This window comes from Arthrobacter sp. zg-Y844 (assembly GCF_024385465.1).
Classification (GTDB): domain Bacteria; phylum Actinomycetota; class Actinomycetes; order Actinomycetales; family Micrococcaceae; genus Arthrobacter_B.
The window spans coordinates 154,570-179,643 of the sequence record NZ_JANFLS010000001.1; the positions used below are offsets into that span (position 1 = coordinate 154,570).

A 25,074-nucleotide genomic window follows, 5' to 3' on the forward strand; every position below is an offset into this window, starting at 1 on the left:
GCACCGGACAAACGACACGATTTGAAACAGCAGCTGAAGGGCCAGACATGACGGAGCAGTACACCAGCATTCTCGTAGAACAGCGCGGGCGGGTGGGGCTCGTAACGCTCAACCGGCCCGAGGCGCTGAACGCGCTGAACAAGGCAACCATGGACGAACTCGTGAGGGCCGTGTCCGCAATGGATGCCGATCCCGCAATCGGGGCGGTCGTGGTGACCGGGTCCGGCAAGGCCTTCGCGGCCGGGGCGGATATCAAGGAAATGCAGTCCAAGGGCTACATGGACATGTATGCCGCGGACTGGTTCCGCGGCTGGGAAGACTTCACCCGCCTGCGCATCCCGGTGATAGCTGCGGTGTCCGGATTCGCCCTCGGCGGCGGCTGCGAGCTCGCGATGATGTGCGATTTCATTATTGCCGGTGACAATGCCAAATTCGGCCAGCCCGAAATCAATCTCGGAGTGCTCCCCGGCATGGGCGGCTCCCAGCGGCTCACCCGCGCCGTGGGAAAGTCCAAGGCGATGGACATGATCCTGACCGGACGCTTCATGGGCGCCGAGGAAGCCGAACGCGCCGGCCTCGTTTCCCGGGTAGTCCCGGCCGCTGACGTGGTCGAGGAAGCGATGGAGGCCGCCGAGGCCATTGCCTCCAAATCCAAGCCGGTGGCCATGGTTGCCAAGGAAGCCGTCAACGCAGCGTTCGAGACAGGGCTGGCCCAGGGAGTGCTCTTCGAACGGCGTGTATTCCACTCGCTGTTCGCGACGGAGGACCAGAAGGAAGGCATGGCCGCCTTCGTCGAGAAGCGCAAGCCGGACTTCACCCACCGCTGAGGCGGCGCGTCCGGCTGTGCCGGTCAGTCGCTGAAGTCGCCGGCGTTCCTGCGGAAGCTGCCGAGGATCTGGATCAGCTGGTCCACATCCTGCTCGCCGAATCCGGACTGTGCGAACACCGCGGAGTTCAGGGCCAGGGTGGCCTGCTTGGCCAGCGTCCGCCCCTCCGGAGTGAGCTCAATCAGGGTGGTACGCCCGTCTGTGGGATGCGGTGAGCGGATCACCAGTTCCGCGTCCTGCAGACGGTCGACGGCGTTCGTCACCGAAGTGGGGTGCACCTGGAGAAGCGCACTGGCCTTGTTCATGGGCAGCGCGCCGCTGCGGGCAAAGCTGAGCAGGGTGAGGAGTTCGTAGCGGGCAAACGTCAGCCCGAACGGCTTCAGGACCCCCTCAATCCGGGCCAGCAGAATCTGCTGGGTCCGCATGATGGCAGTGATGGCAGCCATCGGTGCGGCGACGTCGGACCAACCGTGCCGTTCCCAATTTCCCCTGGCATCCGCAATGGGATCACGCGGCAGCGGCGTTGCCACGGCACCCCCGGCTTCCCGTTATGGATTTCATAGGCCCAGCCTAGCTTTTCAGCGTCGGAAAGTCGGCTTCGGCGGCTCGGGGCCTGCCGACGAGCTCCGCGTTCCGGGCCCTGCCCGGCCACCGGCGGGATGGTGATCTGCATCACCCTGCAATATAGTAGGACGTCCAAGGGTTAGGCGGAGCCGGTTCAATCATTCCGGATCACTACGAAGGGATGCTCGCCCGTGCAGACACAGAGACGTGCCACCGGACAGAACCGCACGGAGGCGGACAACGCGTTCGTCCCGCCTTTCCCGGATGTTGACCTCATGTACATCGTTGACCTGCTTCCGCCGGAGGAACAGTCCCGCTATCTCGAGGTCCGCAGCTTCCTCCAGTCCCGGATCCGGGGCGCTTCGATCGATTACTGGAACAGGGAGGAATTCCCCTTCGAGCTGGTCGCGGAGCTGGGCAAGTACGGCCTCGGGGCCCTGCAGACAGACGGCACATCGAAGCTGTTCAAGGGACTTATGTACGCGGAAGTGGCGCGGGCCGATGTTTCCCTCTCCGCCCTGGTGGGGATCCACAACGAGCTGATCGTCGGCATGGTTCACCAGCTCGGCTCGGAGGAGCAGAAGGCGCGCTGGCTGCCGGGCCTCACCGCCCTCACGCAGATCGGCGCCTTCGCCCTGACCGAACCCGATCACGGCTCGGACATAGCCGGCGGGCTGGCCACCACCGCGCGCCGCGATGGGGACGAGTGGGTGATCAACGGCGCCAAGCGGTGGATCGGCGCCGGCACCATCGCCGACTTTGCCTTGGTCTGGGCGAGGGACGTCGCCGACCAGCAGATAAAGTGCTTCCTCGTCGAAACGGACCGTCCCGGCTACTCCGCCGCAAAGATCGCAAACAAGATCGGCCTGCGCATTATGCAGAACGCGGACATCGTCCTCGACGAAGTCCGCATCCCGGCGGCGAACCTCCTGCCGGGTGCCACCGATTTTTCCAAAGCCAATGAGCTGCTGCGCGATTCGCGTGCCTGGGTGGGCTGGCAGGCCGCGGGCATACAACTGGCCGCGTTCGACGTCGCACGTTCCTACGCCTTGAACCGGAAGCAGTTCGGCAAAGAGCTCGCCCGGTTCCAGCTGATCCAGCAGCAGCTGGCCGAAATCCTGGGCAACGCCTCCGTCTCGCTCGCACTGATGGCACAGCTCGCCCGCATCCAGCAGGACGGCAAGCTCGAAATGGTGCAGGCGGCGATGGCCAAGTCCACCACTACCCGGCTGGCCCGGGCCTCGGTGGCCATGGGGCGGTCCCTGCTGGGCGGCAACGGGATCAGCACGGACTATGAGATGGGCAAGCTTTTCGGCGATGCCGAAATCCTCTACACCTACGAGGGCAGCTACGAGATCAATTCCCTGATCGTGGCGCGGGCCGTGACCGGGAAATCGGCCTTCGTCTAGGCAGCCGGATCCGCGTTAGGCGTGCGCGTAAGGCATGTGGGACACTGGAGGGCAGAACTTTTCGAATCAAAGGAGTCAGCTATGAGCAAGCGTGCACGCAAGCGTCGTGACCGTAAGCGCGGCGGCGCTAACCACGGTAAGCGTCCCAACGCCTAAGCAGAGCTTAGGTAGCCGCGTGGCCGGACGGCCAGGCAAAAAGAACCCCCGGAACCTTTTGGTACCGGGGGTTCTTTGTGCCTGTGGTGAGGCCCGACGACGGGACTAGTGGTCCGCCGTCTGGATCTGGCTGATGCGGCTAAGGATGCTGGCCTTCAGCGTCTCGGGTGCTGCCTCAGTGCAGGACCGTTTGACGACCGAACGGATGACACACTCAAGGTCATGTTCCTGGGCGCATTCGGGACAGCCGTCGAGGTGTTCCTTGATTTCCACCAGGTCCTCGTGGGACAGGGCGCCGTCCAGGTACTCGTACAGCCGTTCGATGCGGGCGTCGTCGCAATCGCCCAGGCTCTGGCAATCGCTCATAGCTCATTCCCCTGTTTCTTGGTTGATGCGCCGGCGGCTTCGGCTGCGGGCACTTTGCCCTTGATACCGCGCTCGTGTGCGTACTCCGCCAAAAGCTCGCGGAGCATCTTGCGTCCACGGTGCAGCCGGGACATCACGGTGCCGATCGGCGTATTCATGATTTCTGAAATTTCCTTGTACGCGAAGCCCTCCACATCGGAGAAATACACGGCAAGCCGGAACTCCTCCGGAATGGACTGCAGGGCATCCTTGACATCGGAATCCGGCAGGTGGTCCAAAGCAACTGCTTCAGCGGACCGAAGCCCGGTTGAGCTGTGCTCGGCCGCACGGGCCAGCTGCCAGTCCTCAACGCCGTCGGAGTTGGCCTGCAGGGGTTCCCGCTGCCGCTTCCGATAAAGGTTGATGTACGTGTTGGTCAGGATCCGGTACAGCCAGGCCTTGAGGTTGGTCCCCGGCCGGTACTGGTGGAAAGCGGAGAAAGCCTTGGTGTAGGCCTCCTGCACGAGGTCCTCCGCGTCCGAGGGATTGCGAGCCATGCGCATGGCGGCGGAATAGAGCTGGTCCACATACTGCATGGCGTCCTGCTCAAAACGAAGCTTGCGTGCCTCATCCGATTCGGTGGCAACGTCGAGTTCGAAGTTTTCCACGTGGGGGCTGCCTTCCGGCGCGTCAGTTCTCATCACCTCCCAGTCTACGGTGCGGGCGGGAACCCGTACGCGTAGCTTCGGCCCGCGGGCAGTCGGCGCTGAGGTCAGCGTAGCGGCTGGCACGATGCTTTTCTCCTGACTGTCGACAAAGCACATCCTGATACTGGTGCCAACGACGACGCCGGGCCCGCTATTCCCGTTCCCTCCCCGGCAGGCGGCGGGAAGGCCAGCCGAGGGGCCGCGGGACGAAACGTGTGCCGCAGGCCGCAAAATGCCAGACTAAGGTGGAAGCAGCACCAAATGTTGTTTTTTCGCGTAACTGAGGGATTTCCCAGGAGGCACTATGTCGATAGTCCGTTTGATTGCCCGACCTTTGCTCGCAACCGGCTTCGTGGCTGTAGGCGTGGAGCGCCTTCGCAACGCTGACCAGACCGCCGAACAGCTCGCCCCCACGCTGAAGAAGATCGGCAGCACCGTTCCGGCCGCCGCAGCATTCACGTCCAATCCGGCACTCGTCGCCAAGGTTGTCGGCTACACGCAGGTTGGCGCAGCCTCGATGCTCGGCACGGGCAAGTTCGCCCGCCTGGCGTCCCTCCTGCTCGCCGGCACCGCCGCACTGAACTCCGTGGTGGAATACCGCAATGCCGAGGCTTCCACCGCGGCCGAGCGCAAGGAACGCCGCAACCAGCTGCTCAAGAACCTCTCCCTGATCGGCGGCGTCCTGCTCGCTGCCGTTGACACCAACGGCCGTCCGGGACTTGCCTGGCGCGCCGGGCACCTTGCCTCGGGCACCAGCCGCAAGACCCGCGCCGTCTCCAAGTCGGTTTCGAAGAGCACGCGCAAGCAGCTCAAGGCAGTGTCCAACGCCGCTTCGGACATCGTCGGTTCCTAGCAGCAATGAGTGCTCCGAATGCCGGGGTGCCGGCTACCTGGCCGGCACCCTTCGCCACCTCGCCCGTAGACGCAACAGTCGCGGTGCCGGGTTCGAAGTCGCTGACCAACCGATACCTGGTCCTCGCCGCCCTTGCAGACGGCAGGTCCCGGCTGCGGGCACCCCTGCATTCGCGGGATTCGGAGCTTATGGTCTCCGCCCTGCGCTCCCTCGGAGCCACCGTTACGGAAATCCCCGGCGACGGCAGCTTCGGCCCGGACCTGGTCATAGATCCGGTCCCGGCAGCAGCCCCGGGCACCCGGCAGATTGACTGCGGCCTGGCCGGGACGGTCATGCGCTTTGTCCCGCCCCTGGCAGGACTCATCACCGGAACCACCGGGTTCGACGGCGATCCCCACGCCCGCACCCGGCCCATGTCCGCCATCATCGACGCCCTGCGCTCGCTCGGGGTGCAGGTGGACGACGGCGGCACCGGTTCCCTGCCCTTCACCGTCACCGGCTCCGGCAGCGTTGCAGGCGGCCGCCTGGAAATCGATGCCGGTGCCTCCTCCCAGTTCGTCTCGGCCCTGCTGCTGGCAGCACCCCGTTTCGACAACGGCCTGCACCTGGTCCACCGCGGCAGTACGCTGCCCAGCCCGGACCACATTGCCATGACTGTCTCCGCACTGCGCGGCGTCGGAGTGGACGTTGATGATTCCGTTCCCAACGAATGGCGGGTGGCCCCCGGCCCCATTGCCGCCTTCGACACCGTGATTGAACCGGACCTGTCCAATGCCGGGCCTTTCCTCGCCGCGGCGCTGGTGGCCGGCGGGACCGTGCGCGTGACCGGCTGGCCCGCCTCAACCACCCAAGTGGGCGATAAGTGGCAGAGCATCCTCCCGGCCCTGGGCGCGTCCGTGGACCTGGCCGACGGCACCCTCACCGTCACCGGCACCGGCCGCATCCGCGGCGCCGACCTGGCAGACACCAGCGAGCTGGCCCCGACAGTTGCCGCACTCTGCGCCCTTGCAGATACGCCGTCCCGCCTCACCGGGATAGCGCACCTCCGCGGCCACGAGACGGACCGGCTGGCCGCACTCGTCACCGAAATTAACCGGCTCGGCGGCGACGCGGAAGAAACATCCGACGGCCTGGTCATCCGGCCGTCGACACTGCACGGCGGCACCTGGGAAACCTACGCGGACCACCGGATGGCCACTGCCGGCGCCCTGATCGGCCTGGCCGTGCCCGGCGTCGTCATACGCGACATCTCCACAACAGCCAAGACCCTGCCGCAGTTCCCCGAACTCTGGCAGCAGCTGACCCGATCGGCGGAAGCATGACACGCAGTACCAGCGGCTGGGACGAGTCCGATGTCCGGGTCCGTCCGAACAAAAAAGGCTCCCGGCCCCGCACCAAGGACCGCCCCGCCCACGACGACGCCGTCATCGGGCGGATCATCACCGTGGACCGCGGCCGGTATACCGCCGTGGTTGATGAAGACACCGCCAACGAGCGCACCGTCATTGCCGCCCGCGCCAGGGAGCTGCGGCGCACGCCGGTAGTCGCCGGGGACCTGGTGGCGCTGGTCGGTGACGTAAGCGGCGCTCCGGACACCCTCGCCCGGCTTGTCCGTGTCGAGGAACGCCGTACCCTGCTGCGGCGCAGCGCCGACGACACAGATCCCGTGGAACGCGTGGTGGTGGCCAACGCCGACCAGCTGGTGATCGTGGTGGCTGCCGCCAACCCCGAACCACGAACCGGCTTCATCGACCGCGCCCTCGTCGCTGCGTACGACGCCGGGATCTCCCCCGTCCTCTGCATCACCAAGGCGGACATCAAGGACCCCGCCGACCTGCTGGCCAACTACGAACACCTGGACATGGACGTCATTATCAGCCGCACCGCGGCAGCTGACGCCTCGGGCATCGATGCGCGCTCCGACGACGGCCTTTCCGCACGCCTCCAGGGCACCGCCGTCGAGGCCCTCCACGAGGTGCTGAAGGGCAACGTCAGCGTCCTGGTGGGGCCCTCCGGCGTCGGCAAATCCACCCTGGTCAACGCCCTGACGGGTTCGGCCCGGGCCACCGGCGGCGTCAATGCCGTCACCGGGCGCGGCCGGCACACGTCCTCCTCGGCGCTGGCCCTGCGGCTGAGCGATTCCCCCGCAGGCAGCTGGATCATCGATACCCCGGGCATCCGTTCCTTCGGCCTGGCCCACGTGGACCCGGACCGGATCCTGCAGGCCTTCCCCGACCTTGAGCCGGGAACGGCCGACTGTGAGCGCGGCTGCCGGCACGATTCCGTCGCCGTCGGCTGCGGGCTGGACCCGTGGGTGGAAGGCGGCCATGCGGGCCCGGCGGGCCCCGCGCGGCTCGCGTCGCTGCGGCGGCTGCTGGGCACCGGAACCCGCACGGAGAACAAGTCGTCCGCGAAGGAGCTCGGCGAGCAATAGCCCCACGGACGGCGGAGTTCCCGCCGCCGAAGAATCCACCCGGGAATCATGAGGACACCGCCCGCTAACGGGCCTAATGCGGGGCTGTGCCCGCCGAATAAGGATAAGTTGAAGAGTATGCCCTTCGTTCAGAACTACAACGATGACCTGCGCTTGGCCCATGTGATGGCTGATTCCGTGGATGACCAGACCATGTCGCGCTTCCGGGCCCTGGATCTGAAGATCGAGACCAAGCCGGACTTCACACCGGTAACCGACGCCGACAAGGCCGCTGAAGATGCCATCCGCGGGCAGCTCTCGCGCGCCCGGCCCCGCGATGCCGTACTGGGCGAGGAATTCGGTTCCAGCGGCTCCGGCCCGCGGCGCTGGATCATCGATCCGATCGACGGCACCAAGAACTTCATCCGCGGCGTCCCCGTGTGGGCCACCCTGATTGCACTGGTGGACGACGGCGTCCCGGTGGTCGGCCTGGTCAGCGCGCCCGCGCTGGGCAAGCGCTGGTGGGCAGCCACCGGCACGGGGGCCTACATGGGCCGGTCCCTGGCTGCGGCCACCCGCCTGCACGTCTCCAACGTTTCCCGGCTGTCCGACGCCTCGATGTCCTACTCCAGCCTCGGCGGCTGGAAGGACCGCGGCAACCTCGAAGAATTCCTGGACCTGACCGAGTCCGTTTGGCGTACCCGCGCCTACGGCGATTTCTGGTCCTACTGCATGGTGGCCGAGGGTGCCGTGGACATTGCCTGCGAACCCGAACTGAACCTTTATGACATGGCGGCCCTCGTTCCGATCGTGACCGAGGCCGGCGGCCGCTTTTCCTCACTCGACGGCGAGGACGGCCCCTTCGGCGGAAACGCGCTGGCGACCAACGGGACGCTGCACAGCGAAGTGCTGCAGCGCCTGAATCCCGATCTGGACGACCTCCTGTAACTGTGGGCACCTCCGGACCACGGCTCGAGGCGCTGCGCCGCCGGCAGCTGGCGGACAGCTACCAGGCGGGCGGGGAACACTACGACCGCATCCGCCCCGGCTATCCGGCCGAGGCCGTGAAGTGGTTGTTCGCCCGTCCCGGCATCCCCGACGGCCCCGCGGTCCGGGACGTGGCCGACGTCGGCGCCGGCACCGGCAAGTACACCCGGGAGCTGCACGCCGCCGGACTGGATGTCTGCGCCGTCGACCCGTCCCGCGACATGCTCGACCAGCTCTCCCGGCTGCTGCCCGACGTTCCGGTGCGGGTCGGCACGGCGGAGCAGACGGGCCTGCCCGCCGCTTCGCTGGACGCCGTGACCGTGGCCCAGGCCTGGCACTGGTGCGATCCTGCCGCGGCGAGCCGGGAGTTCGCCCGCATCCTGCGGCCGCACGGGATCCTCGGCCTGGTCTGGAACCAGCTCGACGTGAGCATCCCCTGGGTCCACCGCTATTCGCGCATCATCCATGCCGGAGATGTCCTGCGCCCTGGCTTCCGGCCCGAGCTCGGACCGGAGTTCACGCTGGAAGAGTCCTCCACCGTAGCCTGGACGCAGCCGATGACCCCGGAAGACCTGTTTGAGCTGGCCCGGTCACGTGCGTTCTATCTGTCGGCCGGCGCTGCCGCGCGGGAAAAACTGCACTCGAACCTGTCCTGGTACCTTTACGAGCACCTCGGACACGCACCGGGGGACGTCCTGGACCTGCCCTACCTCACGCTGACGTGGCGGGCAGTACGGGCGGGGTTGTCCGTCTGACCCCTGGTGCGCCGCCTTCCCCGCCTACCTACAATTGTCCAAGTCCGGCATGGCGGGTGTTTAGGAGAAATGCGTATGGTCTTCACCTTCGGCATCGAAGAAGAGTTCCTCCTCATGGATGCCTCCACCGGGTTCCCCACCGGAGCCCAGGAACTGACACGCGCCCTGATCTCCCCGGAGCACGGCGTCTTCTCCAGTTCCGCCGAGCTATTGGACGCACAGGTGGAGAGCTCCACCCGGGTCTGCACCACCCGGGAGGAGGCCCTGGACGCCCTGTTGGGGTTCCGCTCCCGGCTGGCCGAAGCGGCAGCGTCGGCGGGCGTACGGGTTGCCCCCACCGGAGCGGCACCGCGGATCCAGGAGGGACCGCCGGTGCTCAATTCCTCCGACCGGTACCAGCGGATGGGAATCCTGACGGGAGCCGTCGCGCACGAACAGTACGTCAACGGCACCCACATCCACGTCGGCATCCCCTCCCGCGACACAGGGGTACGCGTACTGAACGGGCTCCGCCCCTGGCTCGCGCTGCTCGGTGCCGTTGCCGCGAATTCCCCCTATTGGCGGGGACAGGACAGCAGTTTCGCCAGCTGGCGCATGGTCCACTACCGGCGCTGGTCAGTACAGGGCTGCCCTCCCCTGTTCGCCGATGCGCAGGACTACACCCGACGGCTGGAAAGCCTGCTCGCCACCGACGTGGTGCTCGACGCCGGCCATGTGGGCTGGGCGGCACGGCTCTCCGATACCTTTCCCACGGTCGAGGTCCGCATTGCGGATGCCCAGCTCCAGGCCCGGGACTCCCTGCTGCTGGCAACCCTCGTGCGGGCGCTGGTGGCCACCCTGGCGTCTGCCATCCCCGCGGTTCCGGCAGCCGTCCCGGATCCGGAACTGCTCGACGTCGGCCTGTGGCAGGCTGCCCGCTTCGGCATGAGCGGTAACCTGGTTTCGCATCCCGGCGGCAGCCTGCCCGCGGCCGATCACCTCTCTGCGCTGTTGGAGTATGTTGCACCGGCGCTGGAGGAAGCCGGCGACCGGGAATACGCGGTTGCCGGCGTCGCCCGCGTCCTTGCCGGCGGTACCGGCGCGGAACGGCAGCGCACCGCCTTCCGGTCCGGCGGTTACGCGGGTCTCGCGGACCTTTACACCCGCAGCCTCAGCGCCGAATAGCCGGCTTGGCCCCCGCCTTAGCCCCCCGCATAGGTGGAAATGTCCAGGATCCGGGCTTCCCAGGGGCGCAGCAGGTGATGGTCGCCGGGGTCGGGGTAGTTGCCCAGGACGAGGCTTCCGGCCTCCAGGTTGGACGGCACCCCCAGCTCCTCGCCGGACACGTTGCCCAGGACCAGCAGCGCCCGATCCCCGCGGGTGCGCTTATAGGCAAACAGTGTCGGATGCCCCGGGTCCAGCAGGTGGAAGTCCCCGAGCGACACCAGGTCCGATTCGTGCCGGAGCCGAACCAGCTCCCGGTAGTAGCCGAAGACGGACTGCTCGGCGGCCCGGTCCGTTTCCACGTTGACCGAGGGGTAGTTCGCAGCCACCGGAATCCAGGGTTCCACTTCGGAAAAACCGGCATTCTCGCCCGCGGTCCACTGCATGGGGGTGCGTGCGTTGTCCCTGCTCATCCGGCGCAGCGCTTCCAGGACCCGTTCCCGGTCCATCCCCTGTTCGAGCGCCTCCGCATAGTAGTTCAGTGATTCCACGTCCCGGTATTGGTCTATCGAGGTGAACCCGGCGTTCGTCATGCCGATCTCCTCGCCCTGGTAGATGTAGGGGGTGCCCCGCTGCAGGTGCAGCAGGGTGGCCCACATGGTGGCTGATTCGTACCGGTACCGCTGGTCATCCCCGAAGCGGGAGACGACGCGCGGCTGGTCATGGTTGTTCAAGTACAGGCTGTTCCATCCCCTGTCGGCGAGCCCGCGCTGCCAGCGGTTCCAGCTCGTTTTCAGCTCCGGCAGGGACAGCGGCCGGTGGTCGAACTTGCCGGTGCCCTGGTCCAGGCTGACGTGTTCGAACTGGAACACCATGTCCAGCTCCCGCCGCTGCGCATCGGTGAACAGCAGCGCCTGTTCGACCGTGACTCCGGGCGTCTCCCCCACCGTCAGGTACTGGCCGCTGCGGCCGTCGAAGACCTCCCGGTGCATTTCCTGCAGGAATTCATGGATACGCGGCCCCGATACGAAGTACGGCGATCCGTCGCCCCAGATCCCGCCGGTTTCCACCACTCCGTCCGGCAATGCCGGGTCCTTCGAAATGAAGTTGATGACGTCCATCCGGAATCCGTCCACGCCCCGGTCCAGCCACCAGTTCATCATCGCGTACACCTTTGCCCGGACCCGGGGGTTCTCCCAGTTCAGGTCCGGCTGCTGCGGGGTGAACAGGTGCAGGTAGTACTGGCTGGTGAGTGGATCGAAGGTCCACGCCGAACCGCCGAAAAACGAGCGCCAGTTGTTCGGCTCCGCCCCCGGTTCCCCTGGTTCGAAGCCCGGGCGGGCGTCCCGCCACCAATAGCGGTCCCGCTTCGGCGACGTCTTGTTCCTGGAGGACTGGAAGCCCGGGTATTCGATGGAGGTGTGGTTGACCACCAGGTCCATGATCAGGCGGATGCCGCGTTCGTGCAGGCCTTCCAACAGGAGGTCGAACTGTTCCTCCGTGCCGAACATTTCGTCGATCCGGCGGTAATCGCTGATGTCATAGCCATTATCGAACTGGGGCGACTGCTGGATCGGCGACAGCCACACCACGTCCACCCCCAGTTCGGCCAAGTAGTCCAGGTGTTCGATGATGCCGCCGAGGTCGCCGATGCCGTCGCCGGTCGAGTCTGCAAAGCTGCGGGGATAGATCTGGTAGACGACGGCGTTCGTCCACCAGGCGGGATCGTTGGGAGGCACCATGGACGGCCGTCCTTTCAGCGTGTCCTGTGCATAATACGTCCGAGCCGTCAGCCCGCACAGGGCTGCCGGGAGTTACAGTGCAGGCTCTGCCCGGGACGGCAGTTTTCCTTGTACGTGCCCGGGCGCGGCACTAACGTTGGCGCTGCCGACAGGTTCCGTATGCGGACCTGCCCCGAACTCTAGCGTTTGGAGTAACTGACATGGCAACACTGACCGTTTGGAAATTTTCGGATGCGGACGCTGCGGAACGCGCCACGCAGACCCTCGCCAGCCTCCAGTCCCAGGGCCTCATCGCTGTCCAGGACGAAGCCATCGTGACCTGGCCTGAAGGGCGCAAGAAGCCCAAGACCATCCAGGAACACAACATGGTGGGGGCCGGTGCCTTGGGCGGCGGCTTCTGGGGACTTCTTTTTGGGCTCATCTTCTTTGTTCCGCTCATCGGTGCGGCGGTGGGCGCCGCCATCGGCGCGATGTCCGGCTCCATGGTGGACGTGGGGATCAACGACGATTTCATCTCGCGGGTACGCCAGGAGGTCACTCCCGGCACCTCGGCGTTGTTCGTCCTGTCCTCCGATGCGGTGGAGGACCGGGTAGCCGAGGCCTTCAAGGACTTCTCGGGGGTAAAGCTGATCTACACGAACCTCTCCAAGGATGAGGAAGCCAACCTGCGGGATGCCTTCTTCGAGTCAACGCCGGCCTAGGGCGGATATTTCCCCTGCACGACGGCGGGGCGGCGGCCGGGCGGCCGCCGCCCCGCGGTGCGTGCGGCGATGCTTCAACGCGTATCGTTTAACTGATGACTACTCGACGCCAGGCCGCCCTTATCCTTGATATTCCGCTTGAAATGGCCATCCGCCACGGTATTCCCGCGCACGTGGATGACGCCGAGCTGGCACGGATGCAGGCCGACCCGCCCGGATGGCTGGTCCAGTCCAGGGCCAACCGCACCGGAAAACGTCCCGTGTGGGTACAGCTTTCCTGCACAGTCTGCGGCTACACGGAGGCTGCCCGACCCAAGAAGTGGTGGCCCGAGTTCACCTTCATAGCGTGCGAAGACCACCGGGTACGGGAACTTCCCGAGCTGGCCGCCGGATCAGTCCGCACCGAGTACCCGGGAGTGGGCTCCCGCTTCATCGGGGTAGTGGACGCCCCGGCTGAGCCGGCCGAGGCCTGACCCGCTCGCTGCCCCGCCGGACCGTTCCGGCCGGGGCCTGTCCGGGCCGGAACGGCCGGGCCGGAACCTGACCGGCGCCGGCCGGTCACATGCCTAGCGTGCGGCAGTCAGCCCGGTGCGGGCCATAGCGTCGGTATAGGCAGCGCGCATATCGTCCAGCGCCTCCTGCTGACGTTCCGCGGTGGCGCCGAAGGACCGCCCGGAAAGCGAGCGGGCCTTGTAGACCTTGATGCTGCGACGGTAGATCATCCGGTTCTCGGTCTTGAGGAACAGCGCGGCGAGGCGCTGCGCCTCGGTGCCGTGGGCCACGATGACGGAAGCGCGGGGCACCAGGGCCAGGAAGCGCAGCAGCGGCCGCAGCCCCTCCTGGACCTGTTCCTTGCTCAGCTTGCCATTGGGCTCACCCGGCACATGCCACGGGTAGGCGTTCCACGGCATAACGAACTCCGGCCGCAGTCCTGCCTGCCAGTGCACGCCGAGCAGCCGTGCCACGGCCTCATTGTCACCTGCCGTGATGAACCCGGACTCGTGGGCGGTGCCGATGTTGGAAAACAGGCTCACGATCCGGCATTCCCCGATATCGTGCATGGGATCGACGTAGGGCACCTGGCTTCCCGGCTTCATTTCAGCCAGGGAGTCGCAAAGCTGGTTCACCTCAGCGACATTGGGCTCATAGCGTCGGTTCCAAAGGTCGTCATGCTGGGATTCGAGTGCCGGGCTTTGCATAAAGTGGTGCGTCTCCTACAAGGTCTTCCGACCGGTTATATCGCCCGCTCCGGGTCCTGCCGGCGCGGGTACTGCCTACGACAAAGTTTACCAACGCACCTTGCCCTGCCGGACGGGAAGAGGCCCCGCAACGGGGTAAACCGCACGGGTGTGAGAAACAACTCTCCCGTGCAACCCGGCTTAAACCAGCAAAGCGGAGAACGCCCTAAGGCGCTTCCCGCTTTGGCTGGAGATTTCTCAGTGGAGATGGGGGGAATCGAACCCCCGTCCGATGTCGCTTTGTCAGGGCTTCTCCGGGCGCAGTCTGCAGCGGATTTTCTCGGTCCCAGCCATCACGCAGACAAGTGGCTGATCCGGACCCAGCCGTCTAAAAGTCCCGAACACCCCAACGGCGAAGGTGTTCAGCAGTGGCCCTCTAAATGACGCCAGGCACCGGGGCGAGAGCATCCCCGGGCTGACGGACTATGCCTTACTGCTTAGGCAGCAAGAGCGAAGTCAGTGCGCTTTGATTCGGCACTTATTGGTTTACAGAGATCGTTAACGAGATAACCCTGTATCCTCGGCCCGCTTCCCCTGTCTCAACAAAACATCGTCGAAACCGGTCATCCCCTTATTGAGTTACCAATCCGGCCGAAGCCGGAACACTTATTGTACCGCATGATTCACAGAGCGCTTCAGAGCCGGATGCCGAAGACCACTACGGGTGAGCCCCAAACCACCAGCAGAATCCACGAGACGAGCACGAAGAGGACCGAGAGGATGCTCAGCGCGGTCATGCCGGGCGCCTTGCTGCGGAAGGCCCAGGCGAACAAGGCGATGTTCGCCAGGACCAGCACCGGCGCGAGCCATACCAGCACGTGTGCGAGGAACAGGTAGTACGCGGCAAAGAACGGAACCACTACCAGGATGACCACCGGCAACACTGCGAGGACTATCAGGAGGTCGACGGCCGTAACAATCCACGTCCAGGCCGGCTTGCGGGCGGCGGCTTCCTCGTCCGCTTCTGCCTGCGGCTCCCAGAACGTTCCACTCATGCGCCGCGGTTCTTCTCGCGCATCGCGCGAAGTGCTTCACGGTTGTCCTGCTTCTCCCGCAGGGTATTGCGCTTGTCGTACTCCCGCTTACCGCGGGCGACGGCGATCTCCACCTTGGCCCGTCCGTCCAGGAAATACAGCTGCAGCGGCACGATGGTAAAACCCGATTCGCTGGTTTTGCGCATGATCTTTTCCAGCTGCTCGCGGTGCAGCAGCAGCTTGCGGCGGCGGCGGGCGGAGTGGTTGGTCCAGCTGCCGTTGAGGTACTCGGGAATGTAGGCGGCTTCGAGCCAGAGCTCGTTGTTGTAGAACGTGGCGAACCCGTCCACCAATGAGGCGCGGCCCTCACGCAGCGACTTCACCTCGGTCCCCATCAAAACCATCCCGGCCTCGTAGGTATCGAGGATTTCGTAGTCGTGCCGGGCCTTGCGATTGGTGGCCACTACCTTACGGCCACTTTCCTTAGGCACGGGGCAACTCCTTAGTAGGTTCTAGCGAAAGCTCTATTGTAGGCCTAGAGCAACGTCCTCGGGTCCACAAGGGCACCATTGAGCACTGTCTCGAAATGCAGGTGGCAGCCGGTGGAATTTCCGGTGCTCCCCACATATCCGATCAGCTGGCCCTGCTCCACCCACTGTCCGGCGCCCACCGCGAAGCCGTTGAGGTGGTAATAGTTGGTGGCCAGGACGTTGCCCTTCACCACACCGTGATTGAGGACAATCCGGTTGCCCGTTCCGATCATTTCCCCGCCGCCCTGGTCGGCCCGCCAGACCTCGCCTGCGGCAGGCGCATAGACCGGCGTGTTGCAGGACGGCGCATAGTCGATGCCGGAGTGCAGGTAACCGCCGTTGCCGAAGAAGTCGATGGATCCGGCCGGGGTTGCGCGCCAGCCGAAGCCGGAGGAAATAGGAGCGCCGACTACCGGAGGGCGAAGCCCGAAGGAGGACGGGCTGCCCGGCTGCGGAATGTTCTGGGCCGGCGGGGCGGGACGGTTGTTCCGCGCTGCTTCTTCGGCCGCTGCGCGGTTGGCTTCGTCAATGCGGGCCTGTTCGCGTTTGCGGTGTTCCTCGAGCAGGACCCGCTGCCGCTCCGCGATATCCGCAGTGACCTGGGCGCTTTCCTTTTCCAGGCTGGCCATCTGGGACTGGAGCTTCGGCTTCTGCGCCTCCAGCTCCTGGTTCATCGCCGTGGTCTGGGCAACCAGGTCGTCCACCTTCTGCTTCTCCGCGGCTGCCGCGTCACGCGCGGACTGTTCGGCCTTGAGTGCTTCTTCCGCCTGGGCCTTGAGCTTGCTGATCTCGTCGGCCACAGCTGACAGCCGCGCCTCGGAATTCACGTTATTGGCGTTCTGCTGGGACAGCTTTTCCACGGCGGCGTTCTGGCCCTTGAGCGCCTGCTCCGCCATGCCGAGCGAATCGGTGAGGCTGTCCGCACCCTTGGCACCGAACATCAGCGAGAGGGTGGAGGGAACACCGCCGTTTTTATAGGCCTGGGAGGCAATCTGTCCGATCGCCTTTTCGGTGGCCGCAATGTTCTCACGGTCCTTCTCGATCTGCGCCGTGATGGTTTCGTGGGTGTTCTGGGCGAGGGCAACGCGTTCATTCAAGGCGCTCACCTTGCCGGCGGCACTGTCGACACGTCCCTCGGCATCGGCGAGCTGCTGCTGTGCGGCCGGGAGCTGGCCCTTGTAGATGTTGAGCTTGGCTACCGTCTCGGCAATATCTTCGCCGAGGTACTCGTAGTCTTCCTGGACCTTTTGCTTCTCGGCTTCGATGGCAGCCTTGCGGTCCTCGAGATCGTCTGCACTTGCCGCGCTGCTGAACGCAACGGAGAGCGTCAGCGTCAGGAGGGCGACAACCGCCGCCAGGGCCCGGGACGCCGGCGCACGTCCGATTCGTTTAGGCACAGCATTATCCATTGATGAGACTCTCCATGATCTTGCAGATTCCATTCCCAGTGCTCATGACTCTAGACCTTCAGGTACCGGCGGAGTGTCAAGAGCGAGGATACTCCCGCCAACAGCGCTCCGAGAACAAGTAGAACGGGTGTCAGGTACAGGACCTGTTCCGACGAGATAAAGGCCGTGGTGGGGTATTGCCGCGCCAGGTTTCCGATAAAGAAGTGCGCGGTGCTCCATAGTGCCGCTGAGGCCAGCACTGCACCGATGACGGCGGCGATCACGCCTTCCAGCACGAACGGCAGCTGGATGACGGCCTTGGAGGCGCCGACCAGGCGCATGATGCCCGTTTCCCGCCGTCGGCTGAACGCCGAAAGCCGGATGGTGGTGGCAATCAGCAGGATGGCGCAGACCAGCATAACGCCGGCGATGGACAGCGCGGCAACGGAGGCAAGGTTCAGGTACGTAAACATCTTTTCGAAGAGTTCACGCTGGTCGCTGACGGACTCGACGCCAGGCTTGGAGGAGAACGCCTCGTTGATGACCTCATACTTTTCGGGGTCCACCAGGGACACCCGGAAGGACTCCGGCAGCATGTCGGCGGTGATGCTGTCCACGATCGGAGAGTTCGCGAACTGCTCGCGGAAGTGGGTCAGCGCGGTTTCCTGGTCTTCATACTCAACGGTTTCCACGTAACGGTCCGCCTGCAGGTCCGCCTCGATGGCAGAGCGCTGCTCGTCGGTGACGGCACCGGAAGCGCAGGACGCGGAGGTGTCGTTCTCCGTGCACAGGTAGACCGCAACCTGCACGCGGTCATACCAATAGCCCTTCATCTGGCCGATCTGCAGCTGCAGCAGCCCTGCCGCCCCCACGAACGTCAGCGACACGAAGGTCACGAGGATTACGGAGACAACCATGGACAGGTTCCGGCGGAGCCCGGAACCGATCTCGCCCAGGACAAATGCGAGCCTCATTCGGCTACCCCGCTCTCCGTGCGGCTGGAGCCATCCGCCACGTCTGAGCCGTCCCGCTCCGGCTCCGGTTCGCCCAGGTAGATGCCCTCATGCTCGTCACGGATGATCTTGCCGTTGCGCAGTTCCACCACGCGCTTGCGCATGGCGTTGACGATGTCGTCGTCGTGCGTAGCCATCACCACCGTGGTGCCGTTCTGGTTCACCCGGTCCAGCACCTTCATGATGCCCAAAGACGTGGTGGGGTCCAGGTTTCCGGTCGGCTCATCGGCGAGCAGGATGCCGGGCTTATTCACAATCGCCCTCGCGATTGCCACGCGCTGCTGTTCACCGCCGGAAAGCTCGTGCGGCATGCGGTTACCCTTCCCCTCGAGCCCGACCGTCTTGAGGACTTCGGGCACCGAGTCGCGGATAACGGCACGGCTGCGGCCGATCACCTGCATGGCGAAGGCAACGTTCGCAAAAACCGTCTTGTTGGGAAGCAGGCGGAAGTCCTGGAATACGACGCCGATCCCCCGGCGGAGCCGCGGCACCCGCCAGCTCGGAATCTTCGCCACGTTGGCGCCCGCTACGTAGACGGTGCCCTTGGTGGCGTGCTCCTCTTTCATGATCAGCCGGATAAACGTCGATTTACCGGAGCCGGAAGCGCCTACGAGAAACACGAACTCGCCGCGGTCCACGTCAAGGCTGACCGAGTTGAGCGCAGGCCGGGAGTTCCGGTCATAGAGCTTGGTGACATTGTCGAAAGTGATCATCACTACTTAGTGCCCATGAAGCGGCCGGAGACACGGGCCTTGGTTCGGGGTATGGGCACCGGCCTCTCGACTATAGCCAGCTTCCGGCGCAGTGAGCCACAACCCAGCAGCGCGTGTCGGACTGCACACCGGTGCCAGAGTGCCGGGAACCTGCCCGCGGACGGGGTCCAGTCCCCGACCGCAGCCGCCGTGGCCTATTTGCGGGCGGAAACGCTGCCGTGCGCACGCCAGCGGATGCCGGCATCGATGAAGTCGTCAATCTCGCCGTCGAACACTGCGGAGGTGTTGCCTACCTCGTGTTCGGTGCGCAGGTCCTTGACCATCTGGTACGGGTTGAGCACGTAGGAGCGCATCTGGTCGCCCCAGGACGCCTTGACGTCGCCGGCGAAGGCCTTCTTCTCGGCGTCCTCCTGCTCCTTCTTCAACAGCAGCAGGCGGGACTGGAGCACGCGCATGGCGGCGGCACGGTTCTGTAGCTGAGACTTTTCGTTCTGCATGGAGACCACCGTGCCGGTGGGAAGGTGGGTGAGCCGGACGGCGGAGTCGGTGGTGTTCACGGACTGGCCGCCCGGACCGGAGGAGCGGAAGACGTCGACGCGGATCTCGTTGTCCGGGATGTCGATGTGGTCCGTGGGTGCGATCAGCGGAATGACCTCGACGGCGGCAAAGGACGTCTGCCGGCGGCCCTGGTTGTCGAACGGGCTGATGCGGACCAGGCGGTGCGTACCGGCCTCCACCACCAGGGTGCCGTAGGCGTAGGGAGCCTTGACCTCGAAGGTGGCGGACTTCAGGCCGGCCTCTTCGGCGTAGGAGGTATCCAGGACGGTGGTGGGGTATCCGTGCCGTTCGGCCCAGCGCAGGTACATGCGCAGCAGCATCTCGGCGAAGTCTGCGGCGTCCACTCCCCCGGCACCGGAACGGATGGTCACCACGGCTTCGCGTTCGTCGTATTCACCGGAAAGCAGGGTGACGACTTCCAGCTGGGACAGGGACCGGCGCAGGGACTCCAGTTCCGTCACGGCCTCGGCCTTGGAATCCGCGTCGGCCTCGTCCTGGGCCAGTTCCACCAGGACCTCAAGGTCGTCGATGCGGGATTCGATGGTCTGCAGGCGCTCCAGCTCCGACTGGCGGTGCGAGAGCTTGGAAGTGATCTTCTGCGCCTCGGAGGGGTCGTCCCAAAGATCGGGGACGCCGGCCATCTCGCTCAGCTCTTCGATGTCCTCTTTGATCTTTGCCACGTCCGAGACCTCTTCAATGGAGGCGAAAGTGGAGCGGAGGGCGCGGATTTCTGCGGGAAAATCTATTTCTGCCATGGTGCTTACAGACTACGCCATGTCCCTGCGCCGCTGCCCGCCGTCGTCGTGCCGGGCAATGCTGACACCGGGACGCGCCGGGGCCGATGCGCGCGGCGGTGTCCGTGGGCGGCGTTAGATTAATGGGGACGGATATGGAATGTACGCCCTTTCGAAGGAGCCTCTCTTGACCCATCCCGAGCGCGGACGCATGTACACCCTGGACGAACTCAACGACCTTGCCGAGCAGGGCGATCCCTGGGCCATGGGCAAAGTGGACGAGTGGGAGCAACACTTTTCCAACGAGTATGTGGGCAATATGAAGGACAAGTGCCCTGACAGCGACTGCGAACAGTTCGGTGAGCCGGTGACCATTTGCTACGGCGAGGACGGCCGGATCCTGGACGTGGACCACGGCGGCTGGGGCCACGGCCCGGTGCGCGAGGCACAGGCGCAGGCGCAGGCACAGCGGAAGGCTTCGTAACTTTTCACTGCAGCAGCCGGGCCCGGGCTTCACTGACCGCGGTGATGGAGATTCCGTCCGGCACCAGGAAATTGACGATGGGCGGATGGACCCGCGCCGCCAGAACCACGCGCGCGGTCCGGCCGTCCGCCGTGCCGGTCTCTTCGGTTACCGCAAGCTCCGTGAACCGTTCCTCCGCACCCGTTTCGGCGAGATAGCGGCGGGCGGCGCTGCGGACGGCGTCGGCCTCCAGCACGGCCGCCGACCCCGTTCCTGCGGCGGCCTCCCCCAGCGAGAACGTGTCCGCCGCAGCCACGGCCGCACCGTCGGCAGCCGAAAGCAGCTTTTTCTGCCCGAGATAGACGGACGACGCCGCCATCACCACTGTGACGGTCAGCAGTGCCAGCACGGTGTACCCGATGATCAGCACCCCGACCTGCCCCCGCTCCCCGTCCTCCCGCTGCCCGGCCGGCGGCCGTTTCCCAAACCCCCGGCTCAACCGTTGCGCTCCACAACCTGCGTGGACTCGGAATCCACCGCTACCGGCGACCCGTCAGCCCACGGAAGCCCGGGAAGCGGCACCTCATACCGGACGCTGACAGTGACGGTCGAGCCGGGTGCCAGACAGGTTTCGGAGCAGCTGATGTCCATCAGCATGCCGTCCGCCTGCAGCCCGAAGTCGCTCAGCGCGAGCTCGGCCGCATCTGCCGCCTGCTGTTCGCCAACCACAGCGTCGGGTGCTGCCGCATAGACCTTGGCCGCAGCGTCGGCCGCACCGACCACTGCGAAGGACGCCGCCTGGATCCGGCCGACGGTGATCACGAGATACACCACGGGCACCAGGAGGATCAGGCCCAGGAAAATGAACTCGACGACGGCGCTGCCGGCGTCGTTTGGTGCCTGTCCCGTCTCTCCCTCACCGCCGGGCCGCATGCCCCTTCACCTCGATTCCGTCACCGGGTCCGACGAAACCGATGACCGGCAGCGGTGCCCGCACCGTGATCTCCAGCAGGCGTGCGCCGTCCACGGTCTGCTCTGAGTAGGCGACGTCCCCGGCATACTCCTCGCCGAGTGAGCTGCCGATCAGGGCGGCCGTACGCGCCGCGCCGTCCGCCGGGGTGCGGTCCGCCAGCGTGCCGTAGCGCGCGCCCGTGGCTGCGGCGTCGATCAGGGTGTTGCGAACGTGCAGCACCAGCGCCAACTGCACCACAGCCATAAACACCAGGCTCACCAGCGCGCCCACCATAACGAAGTCGACGACGGCGGATCCCCGTTCCCGCTCCGGACCGCAGCCGGCAAACCGGTACGCCCGGCGGCCGCCCCGGTGACCCTGCCAGCGCTTTATGGCTGCACCTGTTCTATTGCGGATTCGAACAACCGCTCAAGGGCCGGCTGCACCAGGAGCAGCAGTCCAGCCACGAGGATGGCGGACATGAGGGTGATCATCACCCACCCGGGCACATCTCCGCGCTCCGGGTCCTTCGGGTGCAGAGCTGCCTGGCACTGCCGCACCAGCCGGTACCACCATGCCGCTGCCAGGGCGACGGCCGCTCTCCATCCTTCACCCGGCGCATGTGCGCTGTTCCGGTGCCTGCTCGCATTATTGCTGCTCATCCTGTCTCCATCCCTCGACATGCTTGGCCTTGCCTTCACCTGCCGCCTCATAGCCCCAGCCTCAGCAGCGCCAGGCCCGGAAACACCGCAAACAGCACGGTCAACGGCAGGATTCCGAAAACCACGGGCACCATCATGGCTATTTCCTTCTTGCCTGCGGTCTCCATCAGTTCACGCTTGGCGCTGTCCCTGACGTCCTGGGCCTGTGCACGCATAACATCTGCCAATGGTGTTCCGCGGTCGACGGCAACGGTGACTCCGTCGACGAAACGGCTCAACGGCGCCAGGCGGATCCGGTCGGAGAAATCCTGCAGGGCTTTGGTGAGCGGGTGTCCTGAGCGGGTCTGGGCAAGGACACGGCTGAACTCGTCTGCCAGTTCCCCCTGTGCAGCGACGGAAACGCGTTCCAGCGCACCGACGGCGCTTTCCCCTGCGCTGACGGCGAGCGCCATCATTTCGGCAAGGCTGGGGAATTCGGCGAGGATGCGGCTGTTGCGCCGTTCGATCTGCCGGGTCAGCAGGTAGTCCCGCAGCAGGAATCCTGCAACGGCGCAGGTACATATACCAAAGGCCACCGATACAAGACCTATGCGACCGCTCCCGGCGAGAAGCGCGCCTGCGGCTCCCCCGGCCAGGAACCCCGAACCGGCACATAAGACCTGCTCTGCACGGTAGTCCGACACGGATTTGTTCCCGCCTGCCTGCTGCAGCCGCTGCGCGAGGGTCCGGTTGGCCGGAGACCAGCGGGCCAGCCGGCGGACGGCGTCGTGGAGCAACGGACGCAGGATCCGCTCCAGCGGGCCGAAAGGCGTGATGTCGGAGGCGGACAGCAGGAGCCCCGACGCGGGCCGCACGGAACGCAGCTGCGGTTCCACGCGCGCAGTGAAGGTCCTCTGCCGCAGCGGCGGCAGCCGGTGGAGGACCAGCAACAGCCCGGTTCCCATCAGGGCTCCAGCCAGCACCGCTGCCGCCATCCCGGGCGTCACCGCAGCACCCGCACGTCTTCGGGCAACGCGCCTATCCGGAGCATCAGGCGGTAGCAAAGGACGGAGATGCCGATTCCGGCGACCAGGACCGTCGCGCCCGCAGCGGAGTTGTAGGCTGCGGCGGTTTCCGGGCGCGCCGCCAGCAGCAGCAGCACCGCCCAGGGCGCCGCCACGGCCAGCCTCGCTGCGTTGACGGTCCAGGACTGCCGTGCCAGCAGCTCGCTCCGGGTCCGCGCGTTTTCACGGAGAAAACCGGCCAGTGTGCCGAGGAGCCTGCCCAGATCGGTGCCGCCTACCTGTCGGGTGATCCGCAGGGCTTCGATGATGCGGTCCGCCACCGGGTCCGCGAGGTTGTCCTTGAGCCGGGTCAGCGAATCCTCGAAGTTGCCTCCGGACCGGTAGTCGGCGGCAAAGGCCCGGAAGTATCCCCGCAGCTCCTCCGGGCCGTTCCCTGCCAATTGGATGAGGGCCTCCGGAAGAGACAGGCCTGCCCGGATTGCAGAGCGCAGGTGGTCGACGACGTCGGGCCACAGTTCCGCCAGCGAGGCCCTCCTGCGGCGGGCCTGCATACGCACTAACGCGTAAGGCAGTCCCGCCCCGAAAAGCGCGAAGCAGGCCGCGATGGGTAACGACAGCGTCAGGATGAAGAACAGGAGAAGGACGAAAACACCCGTGACGGCGCACGCGGCAAGGAGCCCGGCGGCCCTGACCCGTTCGATGCCGGCCTGCCGCAGCAGATCGTCCAGGTATCCGGTTCGACGCCGCCGGGAAGGGGTACGGGCTGTCGTGCTCCAGCAGGACTGCCACAGCAGCAGCAATCCCATGCCCAGGGTCAACCCCGCTGCAGCGCTCATGCTGCCGCCCCGAGCAGGGCAGCGACGTTCACGCCGGCCAGAGCGAATTTGTCAGCCGACGGCATGGAGGAAGCCGTCACGGCCAGCTTGCCGTCCACCGGGCCGAATACCGGGGACGACTCGATGATTCCGCCTTCCACCCGCCGTCCCAAGGCCAGGATTTCGGTGACCTCGCGTCGTCCCGTGCCGGTTCTGGAGCAGTGGACCACCAGGTCGATGCAGGACGCCACGGTCGGAACCACGAAGGCACTGGAAATATTGTTCCCCGCCAGCAGGGGCAGTGTGCACAGCTTGGTTACCGCGTCCCGGGCGCTGTTCGCGTGGATGGTGCACATGCCGGGCAAACCCGCGTTCAGCGCAATCAGCATGTCGAGGCTCTCGGCTTCACGGACCTCCCCCACGACCAGCCGATCCGGGCGCATGCGCAATGCTTCCTTCACGAGCCTGCGGAGCGGGATTTCACCCTGTCCCTCCAGGTTCGGCTGACGGCACTGCAGCCCCACCACGTCCCGAAGGGGGAGCTGCAGTTCAAAGATCTCCTCGACCGTAACCACCCGTTCCCTCGGTCCGATGGCCGCAGCAAGACAGTTGAGCATGGTGGTTTTCCCCGCCTGCGTGGCGCCGGAGACGAGGATGTTCAACCCGGCAGCCACGGCGGCGCCGAGGAAGCGGGCAGCATCAGGGGTCAGCGTGCCCAGTTCCACAAGGTGGTCGAGGCGGCGGGCGCGGGCGACGAACTTGCGGATATTCACGGCCCAGTGCCGCCTGGTCACGTCCGGGATGGCCACGTGCAGGCGTGACCCGTCCGGTAGCGCCGCGTCAACGAACGGGGAGGAAAGATCAAGCCGCCGGCCGGAGGACTTCAGCATCCGTTCCACCAGCAGCCGGACCTGCTCGGCCGTCAGCGTCAGGGAAGTCAGCTCGGACCGGCCGTCCCGTGCGACATAAACCTCGGAGGGCGAGTTGATCCACACTTCTTCGACCGTGGGATCATCCAGCAGCGGCTGGAGCGCACCGAAGCCCGCCACGGCGTCGAAGACCTGCCGGCGAACGGATTCCGGCCGCCCCAGCGGCGGCAGGGTCCCCAGCAGGGAGCGGTCGTCGTAATCGGAAACGGCAGCATCCACGAGCCGGCGAACCTCCGCGGACTGTTCCTGCGGATCCAGCCCGCGCACGCGGATGAGCTCGCGTACCTCGTCTTCGACTATCCGCGCTGCATCCATCGCTACCCCCGGCATGGCCGCTGCCCGAAGGCACCGGCACGAGACTGGCGTTGGTCCGCTCCGGCCAACGGGCCACACAGTAAAGGCTGCGCCGGGCGAAGGCGAGGGTAGTGCCCGGCAGCTGTGGATAAAGACCGCCCCGGTGGATGCGGCCCGCAAAACTCCGCAGGAGAATCACCGGAAG

At 65.8% G+C, this 25,074-nt stretch carries 30 protein-coding genes and 1 other RNA gene; 12 read left to right on the forward strand and 19 right to left on the reverse strand.

Going from position 1 to position 25,074, the window contains the following annotated elements; genetic code table 11:
* Window positions 1-47: 47 nt before the first annotated feature.
* Window positions 48-827: an enoyl-CoA hydratase gene (locus tag NNX35_RS00685; RefSeq protein ID WP_255764677.1), complete on the forward strand. Its 780-nt coding sequence runs from the start codon at window positions 48-50 to the stop codon at window positions 825-827.
* A gap of 23 nt (window positions 828-850) precedes the next feature.
* Here NNX35_RS00685 and NNX35_RS00690 read toward each other — a convergent pair whose 3' ends face one another.
* The gene (locus NNX35_RS00690; protein ID WP_255764678.1) at window positions 851-1,357 is read right to left on the reverse strand and encodes a MarR family winged helix-turn-helix transcriptional regulator; all 507 of its coding nucleotides are present in this window, start codon (window positions 1,355-1,357) and stop codon (window positions 851-853) included.
* Window positions 1,358-1,666: 309 nt separating this feature from the next.
* On the opposite strand from NNX35_RS00690, the gene NNX35_RS00695 reads away from it, so the two are divergent.
* Together NNX35_RS00695 and NNX35_RS16125 are read left to right on the forward strand one after the other, a co-directional pair.
* Window positions 1,667-2,800, forward strand: a complete 1,134-nt coding sequence (locus NNX35_RS00695) for an acyl-CoA dehydrogenase family protein (protein WP_255867291.1) — start codon at window positions 1,667-1,669, stop codon at window positions 2,798-2,800.
* An 81-nt stretch (window positions 2,801-2,881) separates the two neighbouring features.
* Window positions 2,882-2,956: a 50S ribosomal protein bL37 gene (locus tag NNX35_RS16125; protein ID WP_104061284.1), complete on the forward strand. Its 75-nt coding sequence runs from the start codon at window positions 2,882-2,884 to the stop codon at window positions 2,954-2,956.
* Window positions 2,957-3,061: 105 nt separating this feature from the next.
* On the opposite strand, the gene rsrA is transcribed toward NNX35_RS16125, so the two are convergent.
* Both rsrA and NNX35_RS00705 read right to left on the reverse strand, forming a co-directional pair.
* On the reverse strand, window positions 3,062-3,322 hold the full coding sequence (gene rsrA, locus NNX35_RS00700; RefSeq protein WP_255764679.1) for a mycothiol system anti-sigma-R factor: 261 nt from the start codon (window positions 3,320-3,322) through the stop codon (window positions 3,062-3,064).
* Window positions 3,319-4,002, reverse strand: coding sequence for a sigma-70 family RNA polymerase sigma factor (locus NNX35_RS00705; RefSeq protein ID WP_227918318.1), 684 nt, complete (start codon window positions 4,000-4,002; stop codon window positions 3,319-3,321). The genes rsrA and NNX35_RS00705 overlap by 4 nt, the downstream gene beginning before the upstream one ends.
* A gap of 310 nt (window positions 4,003-4,312) precedes the next feature.
* Here NNX35_RS00705 and NNX35_RS00710 point away from each other — a divergent pair, with 310 nt between their 5' ends.
* The 6 genes from NNX35_RS00710 (at window position 4,313) to NNX35_RS00735 (ending at window position 10,180) form a co-directional block, all read left to right on the forward strand.
* A complete protein-coding gene (locus tag NNX35_RS00710; RefSeq protein ID WP_229949595.1) occupies window positions 4,313-4,861 on the forward strand; it encodes a DoxX family protein in 549 nt (182 codons plus the stop codon).
* 5 nt (window positions 4,862-4,866) lie between these two features.
* On the forward strand, window positions 4,867-6,183 hold the full coding sequence (gene aroA / locus NNX35_RS00715; RefSeq protein ID WP_255866732.1) for a 3-phosphoshikimate 1-carboxyvinyltransferase: 1,317 nt from the start codon (window positions 4,867-4,869) through the stop codon (window positions 6,181-6,183).
* On the forward strand, window positions 6,180-7,295 hold the full coding sequence (locus tag NNX35_RS00720; protein WP_227918321.1) for a ribosome small subunit-dependent GTPase A: 1,116 nt from the start codon (window positions 6,180-6,182) through the stop codon (window positions 7,293-7,295). Before aroA ends, NNX35_RS00720 begins: the two co-directional genes overlap by 4 nt.
* 117 nt (window positions 7,296-7,412) lie before the next feature.
* On the forward strand, window positions 7,413-8,222 hold the full coding sequence (gene hisN / locus NNX35_RS00725; RefSeq protein WP_227918322.1) for a histidinol-phosphatase: 810 nt from the start codon (window positions 7,413-7,415) through the stop codon (window positions 8,220-8,222).
* Window positions 8,223-8,224: 2 nt separating this feature from the next.
* Window positions 8,225-9,016 carry a class I SAM-dependent methyltransferase gene (locus NNX35_RS00730; RefSeq protein WP_255764681.1) on the forward strand — a complete coding sequence of 264 codons (792 nt, stop codon included), beginning with the start codon at window positions 8,225-8,227 and terminating at the stop codon, window positions 9,014-9,016.
* A 69-nt stretch (window positions 9,017-9,085) separates the two neighbouring features.
* Entirely contained in the window at window positions 9,086-10,180 is a 1,095-nt protein-coding gene (locus NNX35_RS00735) for a glutamate--cysteine ligase (protein WP_255866733.1), read from the forward strand.
* Window positions 10,181-10,197: 17 nt separating this feature from the next.
* Here the strand turns inward: NNX35_RS00735 and NNX35_RS00740 are convergent, their stop codons facing one another.
* Window positions 10,198-11,901 (reverse strand): alpha-glucosidase, encoded by a 1,704-nt coding sequence (locus NNX35_RS00740; protein ID WP_255764683.1) that lies wholly within the window; start codon window positions 11,899-11,901, stop codon window positions 10,198-10,200.
* 200 nt (window positions 11,902-12,101) lie between these two features.
* Here NNX35_RS00740 and NNX35_RS00745 point away from each other — a divergent pair, with 200 nt between their 5' ends.
* Both NNX35_RS00745 and NNX35_RS00750 read left to right on the forward strand, forming a co-directional pair.
* Window positions 12,102-12,602 carry a DUF1269 domain-containing protein gene (locus NNX35_RS00745; protein ID WP_255764684.1) on the forward strand — a complete coding sequence of 167 codons (501 nt, stop codon included), beginning with the start codon at window positions 12,102-12,104 and terminating at the stop codon, window positions 12,600-12,602.
* Between the two features lie 95 nt (window positions 12,603-12,697).
* Window positions 12,698-13,075 carry a hypothetical protein gene (locus NNX35_RS00750; RefSeq protein WP_255764685.1) on the forward strand — a complete coding sequence of 126 codons (378 nt, stop codon included), beginning with the start codon at window positions 12,698-12,700 and terminating at the stop codon, window positions 13,073-13,075.
* A gap of 93 nt (window positions 13,076-13,168) precedes the next feature.
* On the opposite strand, the gene NNX35_RS00755 is transcribed toward NNX35_RS00750, so the two are convergent.
* The 8 genes from NNX35_RS00755 to prfB form a co-directional block, all read right to left on the reverse strand.
* Window positions 13,169-13,801: a uracil-DNA glycosylase gene (locus NNX35_RS00755; protein WP_255764686.1), complete on the reverse strand. Its 633-nt coding sequence runs from the start codon at window positions 13,799-13,801 to the stop codon at window positions 13,169-13,171.
* Between the two features lie 238 nt (window positions 13,802-14,039).
* Window positions 14,040-14,411: a transfer-messenger RNA gene (gene ssrA, locus NNX35_RS00760) on the reverse strand.
* Window positions 14,412-14,475: 64 nt separating this feature from the next.
* Window positions 14,476-14,835 (reverse strand): hypothetical protein, encoded by a 360-nt coding sequence (locus NNX35_RS00765; RefSeq protein WP_255866734.1) that lies wholly within the window; start codon window positions 14,833-14,835, stop codon window positions 14,476-14,478.
* Window positions 14,832-15,305 (reverse strand): SsrA-binding protein SmpB, encoded by a 474-nt coding sequence (gene smpB / locus NNX35_RS00770; RefSeq protein ID WP_230020787.1) that lies wholly within the window; start codon window positions 15,303-15,305, stop codon window positions 14,832-14,834. Before smpB ends, NNX35_RS00765 begins: the two co-directional genes overlap by 4 nt.
* A gap of 44 nt (window positions 15,306-15,349) precedes the next feature.
* Window positions 15,350-16,741: a M23 family metallopeptidase gene (locus NNX35_RS00775; protein WP_255764689.1), complete on the reverse strand. Its 1,392-nt coding sequence runs from the start codon at window positions 16,739-16,741 to the stop codon at window positions 15,350-15,352.
* Window positions 16,742-16,803: 62 nt separating this feature from the next.
* Window positions 16,804-17,706, reverse strand: coding sequence for a permease-like cell division protein FtsX (ftsX, locus tag NNX35_RS00780; protein ID WP_255764690.1), 903 nt, complete (start codon window positions 17,704-17,706; stop codon window positions 16,804-16,806).
* Complete coding sequence (ftsE, locus tag NNX35_RS00785; protein WP_255866735.1) at window positions 17,703-18,458, reverse strand: cell division ATP-binding protein FtsE; 756 nt, start codon at window positions 18,456-18,458, stop codon at window positions 17,703-17,705. Before ftsE ends, ftsX begins: the two co-directional genes overlap by 4 nt.
* 194 nt (window positions 18,459-18,652) lie before the next feature.
* Window positions 18,653-19,771, reverse strand: a complete 1,119-nt coding sequence (gene prfB, locus NNX35_RS00790) for a peptide chain release factor 2 (protein ID WP_227933148.1) — start codon at window positions 19,769-19,771, stop codon at window positions 18,653-18,655.
* Between the two features lie 166 nt (window positions 19,772-19,937).
* Between prfB and NNX35_RS00795 the strand changes: the two genes are divergently transcribed.
* Complete coding sequence (locus tag NNX35_RS00795) at window positions 19,938-20,234, forward strand: hypothetical protein (protein WP_255764692.1); 297 nt, start codon at window positions 19,938-19,940, stop codon at window positions 20,232-20,234.
* 4 nt (window positions 20,235-20,238) lie between these two features.
* On the opposite strand, the gene NNX35_RS00800 is transcribed toward NNX35_RS00795, so the two are convergent.
* The 7 genes from NNX35_RS00800 to NNX35_RS00830 are packed head-to-tail and all read right to left on the reverse strand — an operon-like array spanning window position 20,239 to window position 24,890.
* A complete protein-coding gene (locus NNX35_RS00800) occupies window positions 20,239-20,712 on the reverse strand; it encodes a pilus assembly protein TadG-related protein (RefSeq protein ID WP_255866737.1) in 474 nt (157 codons plus the stop codon).
* Entirely contained in the window at window positions 20,709-21,146 is a 438-nt protein-coding gene (locus NNX35_RS00805; protein WP_255866738.1) for a hypothetical protein, read from the reverse strand. Before NNX35_RS00805 ends, NNX35_RS00800 begins: the two co-directional genes overlap by 4 nt.
* The gene (locus tag NNX35_RS00810; RefSeq protein WP_370646972.1) at window positions 21,130-21,558 is read right to left on the reverse strand and encodes a TadE/TadG family type IV pilus assembly protein; all 429 of its coding nucleotides are present in this window, start codon (window positions 21,556-21,558) and stop codon (window positions 21,130-21,132) included. The genes NNX35_RS00805 and NNX35_RS00810 overlap by 17 nt, the downstream gene beginning before the upstream one ends.
* Window positions 21,555-21,827, reverse strand: coding sequence for a hypothetical protein (locus NNX35_RS00815; protein WP_255867328.1), 273 nt, complete (start codon window positions 21,825-21,827; stop codon window positions 21,555-21,557). The genes NNX35_RS00810 and NNX35_RS00815 overlap by 4 nt, the downstream gene beginning before the upstream one ends.
* A 47-nt stretch (window positions 21,828-21,874) precedes the next feature.
* Window positions 21,875-22,813 (reverse strand): type II secretion system F family protein, encoded by a 939-nt coding sequence (locus tag NNX35_RS00820; protein ID WP_255866739.1) that lies wholly within the window; start codon window positions 22,811-22,813, stop codon window positions 21,875-21,877.
* A complete protein-coding gene (locus tag NNX35_RS00825; RefSeq protein ID WP_255764696.1) occupies window positions 22,810-23,667 on the reverse strand; it encodes a type II secretion system F family protein in 858 nt (285 codons plus the stop codon). The genes NNX35_RS00820 and NNX35_RS00825 overlap by 4 nt, the downstream gene beginning before the upstream one ends.
* Window positions 23,664-24,890 carry a CpaF family protein gene (locus tag NNX35_RS00830; protein WP_255867292.1) on the reverse strand — a complete coding sequence of 409 codons (1,227 nt, stop codon included), beginning with the start codon at window positions 24,888-24,890 and terminating at the stop codon, window positions 23,664-23,666. The genes NNX35_RS00825 and NNX35_RS00830 overlap by 4 nt, the downstream gene beginning before the upstream one ends.
* Between the last annotated feature and the right edge of the window lie 184 nt (window positions 24,891-25,074).

Coding starts and splice junctions, on each gene's coding strand:
- NNX35_RS00685 (WP_255764677.1), top strand. CDS start 48: ATGACGGAGCAGTACACCAGCATTCTCGTAGAACAGCGCGGGCGGGTG.
- NNX35_RS00705 (WP_227918318.1), bottom strand. CDS start 4,002: ATGAGAACTGACGCGCCGGAAGGCAGCCCCCACGTGGAAAACTTCGAA.
- ftsX (WP_255764690.1), bottom strand. CDS start 17,706: ATGAGGCTCGCATTTGTCCTGGGCGAGATCGGTTCCGGGCTCCGCCGG.
- NNX35_RS00815 (WP_255867328.1), bottom strand. CDS start 21,827: ATGAGCAGCAATAATGCGAGCAGGCACCGGAACAGCGCACATGCGCCG.
- ftsE (WP_255866735.1), bottom strand. CDS start 18,458: ATGATCACTTTCGACAATGTCACCAAGCTCTATGACCGGAACTCCCGG.
- NNX35_RS00805 (WP_255866738.1), bottom strand. CDS start 21,146: ATGCGGCCCGGCGGTGAGGGAGAGACGGGACAGGCACCAAACGACGCC.
- NNX35_RS00825 (WP_255764696.1), bottom strand. CDS start 23,667: ATGAGCGCTGCAGCGGGGTTGACCCTGGGCATGGGATTGCTGCTGCTG.
- rsrA (WP_255764679.1), bottom strand. CDS start 3,322: ATGAGCGATTGCCAGAGCCTGGGCGATTGCGACGACGCCCGCATCGAA.
- NNX35_RS00735 (WP_255866733.1), top strand. CDS start 9,086: ATGCGTATGGTCTTCACCTTCGGCATCGAAGAAGAGTTCCTCCTCATG.
- aroA (WP_255866732.1), top strand. CDS start 4,867: ATGAGTGCTCCGAATGCCGGGGTGCCGGCTACCTGGCCGGCACCCTTC.
- hisN (WP_227918322.1), top strand. CDS start 7,413: ATGCCCTTCGTTCAGAACTACAACGATGACCTGCGCTTGGCCCATGTG.
- NNX35_RS00745 (WP_255764684.1), top strand. CDS start 12,102: ATGGCAACACTGACCGTTTGGAAATTTTCGGATGCGGACGCTGCGGAA.
- NNX35_RS00765 (WP_255866734.1), bottom strand. CDS start 14,835: ATGAGTGGAACGTTCTGGGAGCCGCAGGCAGAAGCGGACGAGGAAGCC.
- NNX35_RS00710 (WP_229949595.1), top strand. CDS start 4,313: ATGTCGATAGTCCGTTTGATTGCCCGACCTTTGCTCGCAACCGGCTTC.
- prfB (WP_227933148.1), bottom strand. CDS start 19,771: ATGGCAGAAATAGATTTTCCCGCAGAAATCCGCGCCCTCCGCTCCACT.
- NNX35_RS00695 (WP_255867291.1), top strand. CDS start 1,667: ATGTACATCGTTGACCTGCTTCCGCCGGAGGAACAGTCCCGCTATCTC.
- NNX35_RS00750 (WP_255764685.1), top strand. CDS start 12,698: ATGACTACTCGACGCCAGGCCGCCCTTATCCTTGATATTCCGCTTGAA.
- NNX35_RS00755 (WP_255764686.1), bottom strand. CDS start 13,801: ATGCAAAGCCCGGCACTCGAATCCCAGCATGACGACCTTTGGAACCGA.
- NNX35_RS00740 (WP_255764683.1), bottom strand. CDS start 11,901: ATGGTGCCTCCCAACGATCCCGCCTGGTGGACGAACGCCGTCGTCTAC.
- NNX35_RS00720 (WP_227918321.1), top strand. CDS start 6,180: ATGACACGCAGTACCAGCGGCTGGGACGAGTCCGATGTCCGGGTCCGT.
- NNX35_RS00830 (WP_255867292.1), bottom strand. CDS start 24,890: ATGGATGCAGCGCGGATAGTCGAAGACGAGGTACGCGAGCTCATCCGC.